This is a genomic window from Paenibacillus silviterrae (genome assembly GCF_030167925.1).
Taxonomy (GTDB): domain Bacteria; phylum Bacillota; class Bacilli; order Paenibacillales; family NBRC-103111; genus Paenibacillus_G; species Paenibacillus_G silviterrae.
Map to the genome: position 1 here is coordinate 3130202 of NZ_JASKUT010000001.1, position 15093 is coordinate 3145294.

A 15093-nucleotide genomic window follows, 5' to 3' on the forward strand; every position below is an offset into this window, starting at 1 on the left:
GCCTAGCGGGAGGTTTTGGGATGGGTAGATATCCCGTCCGCCCGAATATGTGCAGGGGCCTATTGTCTGTTCGCGAGGCCTTGCGAGCTTATCCCCAAGACTCAGATTCGTACATGAAAAAACGGCCCCGAAGGGCCGCTCAAGCAATCTGCCTTATTTAAACAACGCGTTGAAAATGGCCTGCGCACTCTCGGCACGGGTAGCTACTGCCGACGGGTCGAAGCGGTCTCCGTCCTTACCGCTGAGCAAACCCGTCTTGCGTGCCTTGGCAACCGCCTCAGACGCCCAGCCGGAGAGGCTAGACGCGTCCTGGAACGATCCGGCGTCCCCGGGCTCCAGGTTGCCTACACTCTTCTCCCATGCGCGTACCAGCAGCACGGCCATCTGCTCACGGGTGACCGGCTCATTCGGCGCGAAGCGACCGGCTTCGACGCCTTCAATCAGTCCGCTGGCCGCAGCGGCCTGAATAGCTCCGCTGTACCATGCATCGCCGCTAACATCCTCGAAGCTGCTTTTTCCCTGCGCAGTGAGTCCGAAGGCGCGAACGAGCAGTGCCGTAAACTCTGCCCGGGTGACCGGCTCATTCGGCGCGAACGCATCCTGAGATACCCCTTGGGCCACATGCTTGGCCGCCAGCACCTTTAAGGCCTCGTTCGCCCAGTGGCCGTCCGGAACGTCGGTGTACGACTTGTTGAACTCGAGTACGGCATAGGTTCCCGCTGCATTCAGCTCCGCCGTAAGTACGCCGTCCTTCACACTGCCGCCAACGTAGACAGGCGAGCCATCCGGCTGGATCGCATAAAGTCCTAACAAGCGGGAATCACCCCGGCTATCCACGGGAACGCTAACCTTCGCCGGTCGATCGAGCGGCTTCAAGGCTGTTTTCGTACCATCCTCTTGGGCAACGGATAAGCCGAAGGTGAAGGCTTTTGCCGCAGGCTTCAGCTCCTTGGAGGGAGCCGGAGCATCCGTAGGCTTGAGCTCAACAAGCAGCTTGATCGCCGCCGTTCCTCCCGCTGCATCCTTTAATGAAGCTGCAGGCAGTGTCAAACGGGCATTCCCCTGCTCCACAACGAGCGGGGTCGTGCTAAGCTTCTGCAAAACGTCCCCGGTAATCGCCAGCTCAGTTTGCCGCTCGTCCAGCTTGACCGCGATAACACCCGCTTCCGGCTTCAATGCCTCTGCCGTAAGCACCTGCTGCTTAGGCTGGCTTGGAACGGTAACAGCAGCCGGACCGGCAGCGCCACTGTTACCGGGCAAGGTGCCGCCGCTGTCATCGCCGCCTCCCGCTTCCTCAGGGCGCACGATTACCTTGAGCTCCAGCGTATATCCTTCAAACGTAACGAGCAGTATGCCCGCACCCGGCTTCTTGGCGCGAACCAGTCCCGTGCCGCTCACTTCAAGCGAGCCCGAGCCTTCCTTCACAGCGTAAACCGCCTGAGCCGTGGCATCTCCCTCGAAGCCGCCGTTATATACAGCCTTCACGGCCAGCTGATAGGTCGTGCCTTCCGTCATCCGGCCGTTTTCCGGCAGCACGACGCGAATGGAATCCGGCTTAGCCACTTTAACGGAAGCCGTCAATACGCTGGTTCCGGACTGCGCCGTAATAGTGGCTGACCCGGATTTCACTGCTTTCACGCGTCCGTCTGCCGTTACCTGTACAACGGACGGATCGCTGCTGGTCCATGTGTAAGCTGAGGTTACGTTCTCGGCATCGCGCTTGCCTCTGTCAGCCAGGACGGTCGCTTGCGCTTCCGCGCCGACGTTCAGCTCGGCCGGAATTCCCTGCAAGGTGCGGCTGTCATAAGCGCGCATCAGGGCCAGATCCAGCCGGAGCAGGCGATCCATGGAATAAGAGGACATGTGCCTCATATGATTGGCGCCGGACTCGAAGTTCACGTACAGCTGATCTCTTCCGTCTTCCGTCCGGATGAACAAGTTCTCCGAACCGGTCGGAACATCGATGGAGCCGGCAAAGTTCTGCGCATCCAGCATCCATACCGGTACGTTCACTCCGCCAAGCGCTACCTCCATCTGCTTCGAGGACAGATCGCTCAAGCTCGGCATAGCATAACGCAAAATTCGATTAAACGGACGACCGTGATTATACGTAAGCAGAACCTCGCCCCCGTGGAATTCTACGCCTTGGATTTTATCCCCGATACTCATGATGTAGGTCGGTACGGCCTTATTCACTTTGTCTTCCAGAACGGTCGGTGTATTTGCAGGCAGCCGATCGTCTTGCCCTAGCGGATACCCTGCAATCCAGGCCAAATGCGCTTCCCCTTGACGGTTGTCCAGCTTGTGCTCCGGATTCGTCGTGTAGGAAGGCGGATTGCTATACTCTCCCACCCACAGAATGCCTTCATGATATGCGGCAAAAGAAGAGTTCGTCACGACATCGAACGCATCGGCGAAGGTGGCGAAGCCCCCGTCCTGGGCATCGATCAATGTCTGGATAGGCAATCGGTGCATCTTTTTGCCGGAGGAAAGCCATACATTCTCCTTGCTTACCGCCACACCGCCGGCATGGCCCGTGTAGATGGAGCCGTCAGCGTTTTTCAAATGAACATATTTCACCAGCTCTCCTGTCTTCGCATCGACAACCGCCATTGTACTCGGGTCCCCCGAGAAGTGGTAGGCTGCCATGAGAATCCAATCGCGGCTATTGTCCTTATAATAAGACATACCCTGTGGAACGTGGCCCTGTACAAGTCCCGGAATGATCGGGCCCTTCCCTCCAACATCCCATGCGGCTTGATATCTTGATTCGGTAAGCGCATTGGCAGGGCTTGGCTGCCGCTCTTCCTGCGTCATAATGGCGTAGGTCGGCTTAGCCGATGCGGTCGCCCGCTGCGACTCGTTGCCGGATGCATCGATTGCGCTCAGCTCGAAGCTAACGGTCACGGCACCATTCAACCCCGGTACCCGATAAGTCGTAGCCGTCGACGGAAGCGTCAGCTCCAGCTGTCCGTTCATGTAGACACGATATCCAGCCACATCGGCGTCAGGACTCGGCTGCCAGCTGAGCGTCGCTTCGCCTGCTCCGGCAGCAGCCTGGAAGCCCTGAGGAGCAGCAGGCGCCGTCTTGTCATCGGAGGTTACCCGCGGGATCTGCGCCGTAGTTACGGTTCCCGGCGTTCCCGTTTCAATCGTTGCATACGTCCTCATATCCTTGCCCCCGAACATAGGGTAGGCGAAGGAGATGCCCTTTTTCTCCTGGAATTGGCCTGCTTTATATTGAGCTGTCACCACTACGGTGCCATCCGGCTCTACGATGTCGATAATGCCGCCGCTGTTATTCAGCCCAGCTGCACCGTCAGCCAGAACGATCTCCGTTTCCGGAACATATTTAGCTTCTTGGAACCCATTGTAGAAGAAGTTAAAACCATCCGGCTTCAGGTAGCTCAGCCCATTCGGACGAACCCAGAAGACCATCGTCTGCTTCGGCTTAATTACCGTAGACTGGGTAAAGGTCCAGGACCAGCTCTTCGTTGCATCGTCCGGTTGGGTGAATCGAACGGTTTTGCCGTTCATGTCGATTGGCTGCGAGCTCTGGTTGTACAGCTCGATGTATTCAAAAGCATCATAAACATCGCGCGCTTCCAACGGCTCCGTGTTCCACGTATCCGGCACGATCTCGGTAATCATCAGCGCCGGCAACGCATCCATAGTAGGCGTGACCGTGACCGGTGCGGTACGAGCGGATTCGCGGCCTGCCGTATCCACTGTCGACAGCTGAACCGATACTGCTTTCCCGTTGTCCAGCCCCTCAATGACAGCCTCCGTCTCAGGCATCAGCAGCTTGGCGCGCTCACTGCCGTCAACATACACTTTCACGTAAGCGACATCCTGTTCCAGCGTATCGCTCCAAACGGTTTTTACACCGCCGACTCCGGCGGTAACCTGTACGCCCGAAGGAGGCGCAGGCGGAGCCAGGTCGAAAGGATCCGCTGCCTTCTGAACCGGATAGATGTAACCCGGATTCGCCGGCTTGGAGAAGCGCTCCGTCGATACGACGCCGTTATTGCGGTCCGGCACGAAGTTGGCGGTGATGCTCTCTCCGACGTCCTCCGGCTGGTAGGTCGTGTCCGTCAGCACGATATTGTCCGGGTCTAAGAGTTGCACACGCCGTGCAGCGGTGTTGGACATGCCGCCGTTCACGACGAAGTGGAGCTGGTCCTCGGTGATGCTCGTCCCATAGGCCGTATTGAATTCGGTTAGGCCCAGGTGCTGGAGAGCCGTATTTTTAAACCAGATGATGAAGGTTCCCTGCGGTGCAATGACCTTGTCCTGTTCAATGAGATAAGGATAAATGGTCGAACCTGCGATATATTTCAGGGTAAAGCCCTTCAGGTTTAGCGGGGCACCCGTCGTATTATGCAGCTCGATGAATTCAAAGGCATCCGTCCCGCCCGTCTTGTAGTCGGAGTTCTTCGTGTTCGGAGCCATTTCCGTAACCAGTACCGCCGGTGCCGCCTGCGGCTTCGCTGTAACGACAGACGGCAATGTAGAGGTTTGACCCAGCTCGTTGACGGTATAAACGGAGAAGGTCACGGTTTGTCCGTTCGGCAGGCCTGAAGCGGCATAGGTATTGCTGGCCGTCAGATTTTCCAGCAATGCTCCATTCTTGAACACCCGGTAGCCCGCCACTCCCAGCTCCGTGGATGCGTCCCAGCTCAGACGAACCGCACCGTCGCGGGGCAGCGCCCGTAAGCCGATCGGCGCCGAAGGGATCGCCGGAGGAATGCCCGGCTTCGCCGTTACCGCCGCGGATGCGGGAGATATCGTACCATCGGCGTAAACGGATGAGAGTGAGAACGAATACGGAATACCGTTCGTCAAGTTCGTAAAGGTATGCGAATAGGTCGACCCGCTCACCGTTACCGGTGCTAGCCCTTCCCGTGAATAAATGCGGTAACCGCTTACGTTCGAGTCGCTGACAGGCGGCCACGAGAGTGTAAGGCTTCGATCCGCCCCGTCGATGGTCAGTCCGGAAGGTCTTGTACCCGCTACTTCCTCGGAGATAAGAGTCCCCGGCGTGGCCGTTTTATTGCCGCCGTTATGGATCATGGCCAAACCGGAAGCAGGCTGGCGGTAGGAAATACCTTTGTTTTCAACGGTATCGTCTACTGCGTTGATAAAGTAGGTGGCACTTACGAGAACCTGATTCTGGAGGTTTACCAAGGAAACTACAATATCCTTATCGGTGGCACTTCCATTGTATAATCCGGATACATTAGGTACCACATAAATTTGATCGTCCAGGAGATCGGCTGCACTCACTTTGTAATTCGTTCTGAAGCTATCCTTCGTAGCTACCGGTGAAGACGAAACTGCTTTCGTTTGCGTCCAAATCAGGACAGTGCCCCGAGGAGGAACAATAACCGTCCCCGGCAGAGCGCTCTCCCATTTAAATGTAGCGCCATTGTTGGTAGCGACACGAATTTTGTGTCCTGTCAAATCCATGACTTGATCCGTCGCATTGTAAAGTTCGATATACTCATAGCCGTCGTTGGTGTCTATGTTCTCTGAGTCCGGTACGAGCTCCGTAATCAAAATGGACGGTGCCTGAGCATTCGCTTTTACCTCCTGCGCAGGTAACAATCCGTTCGCTGCCGACGCCGCGAGCATGGAAATGGCTAACGAGCGGGCAACGGCTTGTTTGAGCTTGCGTTTCATCATATTCCTCCTCCAGTATGAGCTCATGGCTTCCTTTCCTTCTTGCAAACGCAAAAAAGGAGACAAATAAAAAAACTCAGGACTCCGCCTGCAGCAACGTAAGCATCGCATTCCTATGCGATCCGTTAAAGCAAGTGTCAGATCCTGGGTTATCTCATCGTCTCCAACCCAACATCATTCAGTTGTAGCTTGTCGAAAGTGAAACCGTTTGCAACTATCCTCTATTATCAATGGTGCGGAGGAGAAATGCAAGTACTTTTTTCTACAGGGCTCTCCTCTTAGGTTGATTGTACCTTCTGCAATCAGCCCGAGTCTCCACGCCTCATTTGGCGAGCCCTATTGCAGTTTCTGCAACTACTCCGCTCGACCAAGTACATTTCTACGCCCAACGTACCGTTTGCATTGCAATAAAGTGCAGCGAAGCCGCGCTCCTCCCCTGCTTCAAACCGATTCTATTGCAGATTATGCAATCCGGACTCCTCCCGCCTCAACCGAACCTAATTGGAAAAGGCAGCCCGGAGGCTGCCTAAGCTCATTACACGAGCAGTGTCCGGGTGATGATCACCAGTAGAATGAACAGTACCAAGATCGCCCCTGTCGAAGTATATCCGCCTGCATATGTCATGCTGATCGTCCTCCTTGGCTGGTAGTTTAGGTCTTACGCTATATCCTATGCCAAGAAGGGTTCCTGCAGATGGGTGAATGCCTTAAGCCTGCAAGAATGTGCTCCAGCCTATTGTATTTCCCCAGCCTACGATACAACCTGTATTGCGCCCAAGTTTAGACAGACCAATGGGGCGGACGAGCAACCATCGGGGGCAGCTTGGTGACTGCATCGCCCTTGGCGGCATTAACCTGGAACTGCGTGAGAAACATAGCGGTCGAGAGGTCGGCTCCCCGAAGATCCGTGTCCCGCATATCAGCGCCGATGAGGTCTGCGCAGCGCAAATCGGCACCACGCAGGTCGGCCGCGATCAGGTACGCCCCCCGCAGGTTAGCCCCTCGAAGGTCCGCTCCCTTCAGCTTGGCTCCGATGAGATCGGCGCCCCGGCTGAAGGTCCTTCGCTTTCCTTTCGAGCCTTGCAAGGAGCGCAAAGCTTCCTCCCTTACCAGCTCGCTTGTCCGTAGGAGCAGCTCATTCACCTTGCCCCGATGCGCCGCCACATCCAGCTCCAGAATCGCCTCGGCGCTTAGCCCGGTAAGCCGTTCCGTCTCTTCCAGCGCGGAGCTCAGCGCTTCGCGGATCGGCTGAGCAGGCTGCAGCGTCAAGGCTTCGCTCAAATACCACAGCAGCTCGTGAAGCTGCCTCATGACCGGAAACACCTCGTACATCGGTTTCGACGTTTCAGGCGCTTGCCTCCAGTCACGGCCGGCGTAGGTTCCCTGGGACACCTTCTGCCCTGCGCCGAAGCAGTCATACACCGTGCAGCCCCGATAGCCGATCTGCCTGAGGCTGCTATGAACGCTGCAGCGGAAGTCTGACTTCAGATTAGGACACGGCTGGCCTGCCGCCTTGTCCGCCGCAAAATCGGTCGAAGCCGCAAAAGGCAGCGCGACACAGCAAAGGCCAAAGCAGCGCTCGCAGTCCGCCTGCAAGTGTCTCTGCCCGGATAAAGTATGTTCATGAGACATGATCAGGGTCCCCTTATGTTTTTTCATCCATGGTAGTACCGAACCCCGTTTCACGTCAACTCCCGCAGAGGAAAAAAAGACTCCCGCCCCTTCGGAGGGACGAGAGTCACTGCTCTATTATTTATACGCTTTGGCCACCTGGCCGATCATCTCGGAGACCGACACCAGTCCGCCGCCGGACAAATACCAGTAGTTCGGATCGAGATACACAATGCCGTTGTTCGCGAAGGCCTTCGTTTTCTTCACCAGCTCGTTCTCTACGAGCCCCTTGGCTCCGGTTTGCCCTGCACCCGCCACTACGGCACCGCGGTCCACTACAAACAGATATTCCGGATTTTTCTCGGCAATAAACTCGAACGAAATGCTTTGGCCGTGCGTGGATACCTCGAGATTTTTCTCCACAGCCGGAATGTTCAGCACATCATGGATCAGTCCGAATCGGGAGCCCGGTCCGTAAGCGCTGATTGCGCCCTCGTTCGCCAGAATGATAAGCGCATTCTTATTGCCGGAAGCCACCTTCGACTGTACCTCTTTCACCTTCTGGTCAATCTGCTTCAGCTCGGCGTCCACTGCGGACTCTTTCCCGAAAATCTGACCGATCAGCTTCATATTGCTTTGGAACGACTCCATGTATTTCTTCGTATCCACGCCGACGAATACCGTCGGACCCAGCTTGCTAAGCTCCGGATAGGCAGCCGACTGGCGTCCGGAAATCAGAATCAGGTCGGGCTGGATCGAGCTGATCTTCTCGTAATCCGGTTCTTGCAAAGAGCCGATGTTTTGATATTTTTTATCCTTATACTTAGCCAAGTATGGAGGGATGCTGGCCTGCGCCACCCCGGTCACTTCCACGCCAAGCTTATCGAGCGTATCCAGCGCGCCGAAGTCGAACACGAGCACCTTCTGCGGATTCTTCTTCACCTTCGTCTCGCCCAGCTGATGCTTAATCGTCAGCTCCTCCGCCGGCTGAGCGTTTCCTTGAACAGGAGCAGCCCCATTCGTTCCGGTGCCGCTTGTGCCGCAAGCAGCCGTCAGCACCGCCAAACATAACAAAAGTAATAGCATTGATACGTGTTTTTTCATTTCAACCCATCCTTTATCGTTTATTTAAAATAAATACATACCCTGTTGCCATCAATGGTCTGCACCGGAATCTCCATATCGTAGACCTCCCGGAGCACTTCGGTATCAATAATTTGTTCGACCGGACCTTCCTTCACTACCCTGCCGCCCTTCAGCGCCACGATGTAGTCCGAGTAGCAGGAGGCAAAGTTGATATCGTGAATGACGATAACCACTGTCTTGCCCAGCTCCTCCACCAACCGGCGAAGCACCTTCATGATCTGCACGGAATGCCGCATGTCGAGGTTGTTCAGCGGTTCATCGAGCAGCACATATTCCGTGCCCTGCGCAATGACCATGGCGATGAAGGCCCGCTGGTTTTGCCCGCCGCTCAGCTGGTCCAGGTACTGATGCTGCAGCTCCTGCAGCTCCATGTAGGCGATCGCCTGGTCGACATGGCTCCAGTCCTCCGCCGTCAGCCTTCCCTGGGAATAAGGAAATCTCCCGAAGGAAACCAGGTCCCTTACCGTAAGCCGAACGTTAATGTGATTCGATTGCTTCAGGATGGAAATTTTTTGGGCCAGCTCCGTGCTCGCCCACTGGCCGACCTCCTTACCGTCAATGCGAACCTCTCCGGCATCCTTCGCGGTTAAGCGGCTGATCATGGAAAGCAGCGTGCTTTTCCCCGCACCGTTGGGTCCGATGAAGGAAGTGATTTGTCCTTTGGCAATCCGGACCGATACATCGTCGATGACGCGCTTGTCTCCATAAGCTTTGGTTAGCTGCTTGACCTCAATCATGCTTTGTTCTCCTTGAGCAATAGATATAAGAAGTACACTCCGCCGACCAGATTGATGATGACGGATAACGTCGTGTTGAACGTAAACACTCTCTCCACGATCAGCTGCCCGCCCACCAGGGCCAGAACGCTGATCAGAATGGAGGCGGGAATCAGCAGGGCGTGCCGATGTGTTTTCATTAACTGGTAAGCGACATTGGCCACAAGCAGTCCCAGGAAGGTGATCGGACCAACCAGCGCCGTGGCTACCGAGATGAGAGCGGCAATGACCAGCAGCATGCGCTTCACCACGAACTGATAATCGATGCCCAGATTAATCGCATGCTCTCTCCCTAAGGAAAGGACATCCATATACTTGGCAAACCGGGAATAATACACAGCGATCAGAACGACCACTATCGTGCAAATGACGATCAGCTTTTCCTGAATTTTGTTATAGCTGGCAAACATTCTTCCCTGCAGCACGAGATATTCGTTCGGATCGATCAGCACCTGCATGAACGTCGTCAGACTCCCGAGCAGCGTACCCAGAATCAAGCCGACGAGGAGCAAATAGTAAAGATGCCTGCCCTCCTTCTTGAACATCACCTTGTACAGCAGCCCGGTAAAAAGCAGCATGAGCCCGAGGGTCATTGCGAAGTTCAGGTTGTTGTCCACCAGGAGCTTGCTGGCCGAGCCGAATAAATACACGACAGCCGTTTGCGACAGCATATACATGGAATCCATCCCGATAATATTCGGGGTCAGAATCCGGTTATTCGTTATCGTTTGAAAAATGACGGTCGAGAAGGCGATACAGCCGCCTGTCAAGACGATCGAAGCGATCTTCCAGCCCCTGCGGGGAAGCACATAGCTCCAGTTGCTGCCGACATCCACCAGCAGAAAAATCAATATGGCCGCTAGCGAGGCCAAGGCTAAGGTCACCAGCTTGGCTTTAGATGTCATATGCCCTTCTCCTCATTAGCAGATAAAGAAATATCGCGCTTCCGATGACGCCGACGGTCAGCCCGATCGGAATTTCATATGGGTAAATGACGACGCGTCCCAAAATATCGCAGATAAGTACGAATACCGCTCCTAGCACGGCGGTGTGCGGGAGATTTTTTTGCAGATGATCCCCATGGTACATCGTCACGATATTCGGAATGATCAGCCCGAGAAAAGGAATCGTGCCCACCGTCAGCATCACGACCGACGAAATCAAGGCGACGATAATCAAGCCGAGATTCACTACTTTGTTGTAGTTAAGCCCCAAATTCAAGGCGAACTGCTCGCCCATCCCTGCGATAGTAAACTTGTTAGCGTACAGATAAGCCAGCAGCACGACGGGAATACTAATGTACAACAGCTCGTAGCGGCCTTTCATCGTTAAGGCAAAATTGCCCTGCAGCCACGTCGACAGGCTTTGGATCAAGTCATACTTGTAGGCGAAGAAGGTCGTAAACGACGCCACGATCCCGCCGAACATGATGCCTACCAAAGGGATGAAGATGGCATCCTTGTATTTCACCTTGTCGAGTATTTTCATGAAGATGTAGGTGCCGGCTAGCGCGAAGACGAAGGCTACCAGCATTTTCTGCAGCGAAGTCGCCGCCGGAAACAGCAGCAGCGCCACAAGGATGCCGAGCCGGGCGGAATCGTCCGTTCCTCCCGTCGTCGGGGAAACGAATTTGTTCCTGCTCAGCTGCTGCATGATCAGTCCGGCGATGCCCATGCTGGCTCCCGCGATCAGAATACTGGCCAGCCTCGGCAGCCGGCTGATGAGCAATACCTGGATTTGATCCTCATGGAGCCTGAACAGATCGGCCGGGGAAATATTTTTCACTCCGATAAACACCGATGCGATGGAGAGTACGACGAGAGCGATTAGCAAATATCGAAGCTTCATGAGCCGCGTCTACCCTTGATCGATGACCGTCAGCAGGCTGGAAGCCGAGCTTCTCGGCCGGGCCGGCGGAATTTGTGCAGGATATCCGATGTGAAGAGAGCCCACCAGCTTCTCTCCGGGCTGGATGCCCAAGGCGCTGCGAAACTCCGGCACATGCAGCAGCGGATACGTCTCCCATACCAGCCCGATCCCGTGCTCCCAAGCGAGCAGGCTGAAGTTATGGATCAAGCAGCTGGTGGAGGCATAATCCTCCTCTCTCACGACCGGGTGAGAATCCTCTTTCATCACGACGGCAAGAAACACCGGTACCCTCATGAATCGGTCGTAAAATTTCTGCCCGAGCTCCTTGCTCTTCTCCGGGTCCTTCTCCCGCTTCTCGGCGCCGGCCCTTGCAATGTCCGCCAGTCTTTTGCGCCCCTCCCCATGGATGAGAACGAACCTCCACGGCTCCGTCAGCTTGTGGTTGGGAACCCATACGGCGGTTTCGAGCAGCTCCTGAATTAACTCGATGGAGACAGGCCGGTCCTCGAACTGATGGATCGAGCGCCTTTCTTTAATGATCTGTGCCAAAGACATGGGCATAAGCCTCCTATATCAAAACGATATTGAGAATCATTATCAACATTAACTATTTTACACATGTTGCCTTGCGTGAAAATGGATATTTCTTTATAGGTCATGGACATTTCTATAGGCGATAGGACAGCAATACATCCACATAGGCATCTACCAAGCCCTCGTAAAACAGTGCGTTATAGAGCAGCGGATCCTCATGCTTGAGAAACATGCACGATGTGCCCGTCTGCTTCCGGTGGAGCAAGTGCCACTCCTCCTCCAGCTGCAAGCAGCTTTCGTCAGGCAGCGTCTGCGGAACCAGGAAGATGACCCGGCTGCACTGCAAACGCGCTATCTCGTCCAAGCCGGTGACATCCAGGAAGCTCGCTTCCCGGACTGAATCCGGAGGCTGTACGCCAAGCTCGCCGTAGAATAAGTCCTGCATCTTCTTTCTTTGCATTCCGTAGACCCGGTACAGGCTCGGGTACACGCTAACCACAAGGAACGGCTCTTCCTTAAGCTGCTGCCGGGTGAGGAGCCGCGCATTTTCCACCTTGCGGTCAAAAAGCGTCAGCCACCGTTCCCCCACCGTCTCCAGCCGCACCCTTCTGCTGATGTCTCTAAGCCGATCCCTCCAGGGATATCCCTTCCACTTGATCATGACAACCGGTGCTATCCTTGCAAGCCTTTGGTACACCTCGTCCGGTACAGGGGAAGTAAAGATTACCTCCGGCGCAGTGTACTCCAGCTTCTGCAGGAAGCCTTCCCTTTGGTCCCCCTCCCACCAGCCTCGCGGAAAGGCAATGACAGGGGTGATTCCCAGAACGCTGAAATCCCCTGTGAACACAGGTGTCAAGCACGCTGCCTGCAGCCGGGTAGCCGCTACATAATCCGTAGGAGAGATGCCCATGTGCTTCTTGAACAGCCGGCTGAAATACAGCTCATCCGAATAGCCTACCGCATAGGCAGCCTCCATCACTGTCGAAGCCTGGCTGGACAGCAGGCGCAAGGACTCGTTCAACCGCGCCGTTGTGACGAATTGGAGCGGACTGAGCCCGGTATACCTTCGAAACGCCTGGTAAAATCGGGTCGGACTCGCCCCCGACATGCGGGCCAGCTCTTCCATGTCCATGTCTTCCTGGCACTGCTCGAGCATGCTGCTCTTGACCTGTACGACATACCCCATTAGCTCGTCTTCCGTCCGGGGTTTTGCCGCTGCTTCGATAAACTCGGCAGCAATTGCGTATAAATAGGACTGGAGGAGATAGTAGCGGGAAGGCTTCTCCCCGGTGTCGGAGAGCAGCTCCTGTGCCCAACCTCGTGCACGGAGCATGCGGACACGGCTCAGCTTCGGCTCCTCTCCTCTTCCTTTGCTTAGGGGCCCGGGGTATCGTACCTTCTCCGGCGCGTCCATAGTGAATCGAATCATCAGGACGGAGGCGGAGGCCTTCTCCGGGTTGCGAAACGTGCACGGAGAATCGGCAGGAAGGTATACCATATCCCCATACGAGGCCTTCACGATTTGACGGGCGGCCGTGCTTTGGCGCAGATGAATCGTACCCTTCATGACCAAAGCGAAGGTATGAGCTTGCTTGTTGTGTACGTCCAAGCTCGTGTGGGGGTCCACTGTATACTGATGGGTATCCACATATTGTAAAACTACCGAATGAAGCCCTGCTTTCGAAACCATGCTTCCTTCTCCTTGCCCAACCAATGAATTATCCGTATAATAAATGATAATGATTATCATCGTCAATTATTAATTTTTGGGGGACGTTTTTTTATGTACATTGAGACTCTAACGATTACAGTAAAGCCGGGGTTCGCGGATCAAGTGGTCCACCGTTTTGGACAAGAAGCAGCGGTGGAAAAAGCGGAGGGGTTCGTTGATTTAAGCGTTATGGTGCGGAGTGCCGGTCGGGAAGAGGAAGAAGTCATGGTCCTGATTCGTTGGGAGTCCGAAGCGCACTGGAAGCAATGGGAGCTCAGCGAACCGCATCTGGAGGGCCACCGACGAGAGCGTCAGCAGGGAAAGCCCGAATGGGTGCTCAGCTCACGAAGCCGGGTTTATGAGGTGAAGGCCGTCAAGCACCCGGCGCCGGTGAAGTAAGCGGGGAGCGACTCTTCCCGCTTTGTGGCGAGTAGGCTGAGGTGGTTAATCGCTTTTTTGCCATTGCTAGCGAAATTCCGGCACTTTTGGAGCGTGCAATGGCAAATGTGCCATTATTTCGACCCTCCCCGCTTCGCCGACAGCATACTGAGGGCGGTTAATCGCATTTTTGCCACTGCTGGCGAAGTTCCGGCATTTTCGGAGCGTGCAATGGCAAATGTGCCATTATTTCGCCACTCCCCATTTCGCAGACAGCATACTGAGGGCGGTTAATCGCATTTTTGCCACTGCTGGCGGAATTCCGGCACTTTCGGAGCGTGCAATGGCAAATATGCCATTATTTCGACCCACCTCGCTTTCCAACGGCAAGCTGAGGCGGTTAATCGCATTTTTGCCACTGCTGGCGGGATTCCGGCACTTTCGGATCGTGCAATGGCAAATGTGCCATTATTTCGACCCTCCCCGCTTCGCCGACAGCTTACTGAGGCGGTTAATCGCATTTTTGCCACTGCTAGCGAAATTCCGGCACTTTCGGCGGTCGCAATGGCAAATGTGCCATTATTTCACCCTCTACCGCATTGCAACGAGCAAGCTTGTGCGGTTAATCGCATTTTTGCCACTGCTGGCGGGATTCCGGCACTTTCGGAGCGCCTAATGGCAAATGTGCCATTGTTTCGACCCTCCCCGCTTTGCAACGAGCAAGCTGAGGCGGTTAATCGCATTTTTGCCACTGCTGGCGGAATTCCGGCACTTTTGGAGCGTTCAATGGCAAATGTGCCATTAGTTCGACCCTCCCCGCTTTGCAACGAGCAAGCTGAGGCGGTTAATCGCATTTTTGCCACTGCTGGCGGGATTCCGGCACTTTTGGAGCGTGCAATGGCAAATGTGCCATTAGTTCGACCCTCCCCGCTTCGCCGACAGCATACTGAGGCGTTTAATCGCATTTTTGCCACTGCTAGCGAAATTCCGGCACTTTTGGAGCGCGCAATGGCAATTGTGCCATTATTTCGACCCATCACGCTTTCCAACGAGCAAGCTGAGGCGGTTAATCGCATTTTTGCCACTGCTGATGCGGGCTTCGGCACTTTCGGCGCTCGCAATGGCAATTGTGCCATTAGTGGGCCTGCCCCTTGTCCGCTAACATAAATAAGGACCCCGCCCTATAGAAGGCGAGGTCCCGCTGTTTCGGCAGCTGAAGGCCGCCGTATCCTTTTTATACCAGCAATGTCCGGCTGATGATCACCAGAAGAATGAACAAAACCAAGATCGCACCTGTGGAAGTGTACCCGCCTACGTATGTCATAGCTATCGTCCTCCTCAGTTGTGTTTTGGTCTTACGCTATATCTATGCAGGTCTGGTGCCAT

12 protein-coding genes are annotated in these 15093 nt (G+C 55.0%); 2 read left to right on the plus strand and 10 right to left on the minus strand.

The features are described from left to right. Window positions 1-153: 153 nt before the first annotated feature. The 9 genes from QMO62_RS14330 to QMO62_RS14370 form a co-directional block, all read right to left on the minus strand. Entirely contained in the window at window positions 154-5682 is a 5529-nt protein-coding gene (locus tag QMO62_RS14330; protein WP_284641899.1) for a lamin tail domain-containing protein, read from the minus strand. Between the two features lie 535 nt (window positions 5683-6217). Next, window positions 6218-6307: a YjcZ family sporulation protein gene (locus QMO62_RS14335; protein ID WP_284641901.1), complete on the minus strand. Its 90-nt coding sequence runs from the start codon at window positions 6305-6307 to the stop codon at window positions 6218-6220. A 155-nt stretch (window positions 6308-6462) separates the two neighbouring features. Continuing rightward, a complete protein-coding gene (locus QMO62_RS14340) occupies window positions 6463-7314 on the minus strand; it encodes a pentapeptide repeat-containing protein (protein WP_284641903.1) in 852 nt (283 codons plus the stop codon). A 117-nt stretch (window positions 7315-7431) separates the two neighbouring features. After that, window positions 7432-8397: a siderophore ABC transporter substrate-binding protein gene (locus tag QMO62_RS14345; RefSeq protein ID WP_284641904.1), complete on the minus strand. Its 966-nt coding sequence runs from the start codon at window positions 8395-8397 to the stop codon at window positions 7432-7434. A gap of 20 nt (window positions 8398-8417) precedes the next feature. Continuing rightward, entirely contained in the window at window positions 8418-9176 is a 759-nt protein-coding gene (locus QMO62_RS14350; RefSeq protein WP_284641907.1) for an iron ABC transporter ATP-binding protein, read from the minus strand. After that, window positions 9173-10120, minus strand: a complete 948-nt coding sequence (locus tag QMO62_RS14355) for an iron chelate uptake ABC transporter family permease subunit (protein WP_284641909.1) — start codon at window positions 10118-10120, stop codon at window positions 9173-9175. The genes QMO62_RS14350 and QMO62_RS14355 overlap by 4 nt, the downstream gene beginning before the upstream one ends. Next, window positions 10110-11063 (minus strand): ABC transporter permease, encoded by a 954-nt coding sequence (locus QMO62_RS14360; protein WP_284641911.1) that lies wholly within the window; start codon window positions 11061-11063, stop codon window positions 10110-10112. The genes QMO62_RS14355 and QMO62_RS14360 overlap by 11 nt, the downstream gene beginning before the upstream one ends. Before the next feature lie 9 nt (window positions 11064-11072). Then, window positions 11073-11639, minus strand: a complete 567-nt coding sequence (locus tag QMO62_RS14365; protein WP_284641913.1) for a nitroreductase family protein — start codon at window positions 11637-11639, stop codon at window positions 11073-11075. 112 nt (window positions 11640-11751) lie between these two features. Next, window positions 11752-13308: a helix-turn-helix domain-containing protein gene (locus tag QMO62_RS14370; RefSeq protein ID WP_284641915.1), complete on the minus strand. Its 1557-nt coding sequence runs from the start codon at window positions 13306-13308 to the stop codon at window positions 11752-11754. A gap of 93 nt (window positions 13309-13401) precedes the next feature. Between QMO62_RS14370 and QMO62_RS14375 the strand changes: the two genes are divergently transcribed. Both QMO62_RS14375 and QMO62_RS14380 read left to right on the plus strand, forming a co-directional pair. Further along, window positions 13402-13728, plus strand: coding sequence for an antibiotic biosynthesis monooxygenase (locus QMO62_RS14375; RefSeq protein ID WP_284641917.1), 327 nt, complete (start codon window positions 13402-13404; stop codon window positions 13726-13728). A gap of 432 nt (window positions 13729-14160) precedes the next feature. Continuing rightward, window positions 14161-14874, plus strand: a complete 714-nt coding sequence (locus QMO62_RS14380) for a hypothetical protein (RefSeq protein ID WP_284641919.1) — start codon at window positions 14161-14163, stop codon at window positions 14872-14874. Between the two features lie 67 nt (window positions 14875-14941). Here the strand turns inward: QMO62_RS14380 and yjcZ are convergent, their stop codons facing one another. Further along, entirely contained in the window at window positions 14942-15031 is a 90-nt protein-coding gene (gene yjcZ, locus QMO62_RS14385; RefSeq protein WP_284641922.1) for a sporulation protein YjcZ, read from the minus strand. Window positions 15032-15093: the final 62 nt, after the last annotated feature.

Bases quoted from the DNA above. Each gene is read 5' to 3' on its own strand.
- QMO62_RS14330 (WP_284641899.1), bottom strand. From the start codon at position 5,682: ATGAAACGCAAGCTCAAACAAGCCGTTGCCCGCTCGTTAGCCATTTCC.
- QMO62_RS14335 (WP_284641901.1), bottom strand. From the start codon at position 6,307: ATGACATATGCAGGCGGATATACTTCGACAGGGGCGATCTTGGTACTG.
- QMO62_RS14340 (WP_284641903.1), bottom strand. From the start codon at position 7,314: ATGTCTCATGAACATACTTTATCCGGGCAGAGACACTTGCAGGCGGAC.
- QMO62_RS14345 (WP_284641904.1), bottom strand. From the start codon at position 8,397: ATGAAAAAACACGTATCAATGCTATTACTTTTGTTATGTTTGGCGGTG.
- QMO62_RS14350 (WP_284641907.1), bottom strand. From the start codon at position 9,176: ATGATTGAGGTCAAGCAGCTAACCAAAGCTTATGGAGACAAGCGCGTC.
- QMO62_RS14355 (WP_284641909.1), bottom strand. From the start codon at position 10,120: ATGACATCTAAAGCCAAGCTGGTGACCTTAGCCTTGGCCTCGCTAGCG.
- QMO62_RS14360 (WP_284641911.1), bottom strand. From the start codon at position 11,063: ATGAAGCTTCGATATTTGCTAATCGCTCTCGTCGTACTCTCCATCGCA.
- QMO62_RS14365 (WP_284641913.1), bottom strand. From the start codon at position 11,639: ATGTCTTTGGCACAGATCATTAAAGAAAGGCGCTCGATCCATCAGTTC.
- QMO62_RS14370 (WP_284641915.1), bottom strand. From the start codon at position 13,308: ATGGTTTCGAAAGCAGGGCTTCATTCGGTAGTTTTACAATATGTGGAT.
- QMO62_RS14375 (WP_284641917.1), top strand. From the start codon at position 13,402: ATGTACATTGAGACTCTAACGATTACAGTAAAGCCGGGGTTCGCGGAT.
- QMO62_RS14380 (WP_284641919.1), top strand. From the start codon at position 14,161: ATGGCAAATGTGCCATTATTTCGACCCTCCCCGCTTCGCCGACAGCTT.
- yjcZ (WP_284641922.1), bottom strand. From the start codon at position 15,031: ATGACATACGTAGGCGGGTACACTTCCACAGGTGCGATCTTGGTTTTG.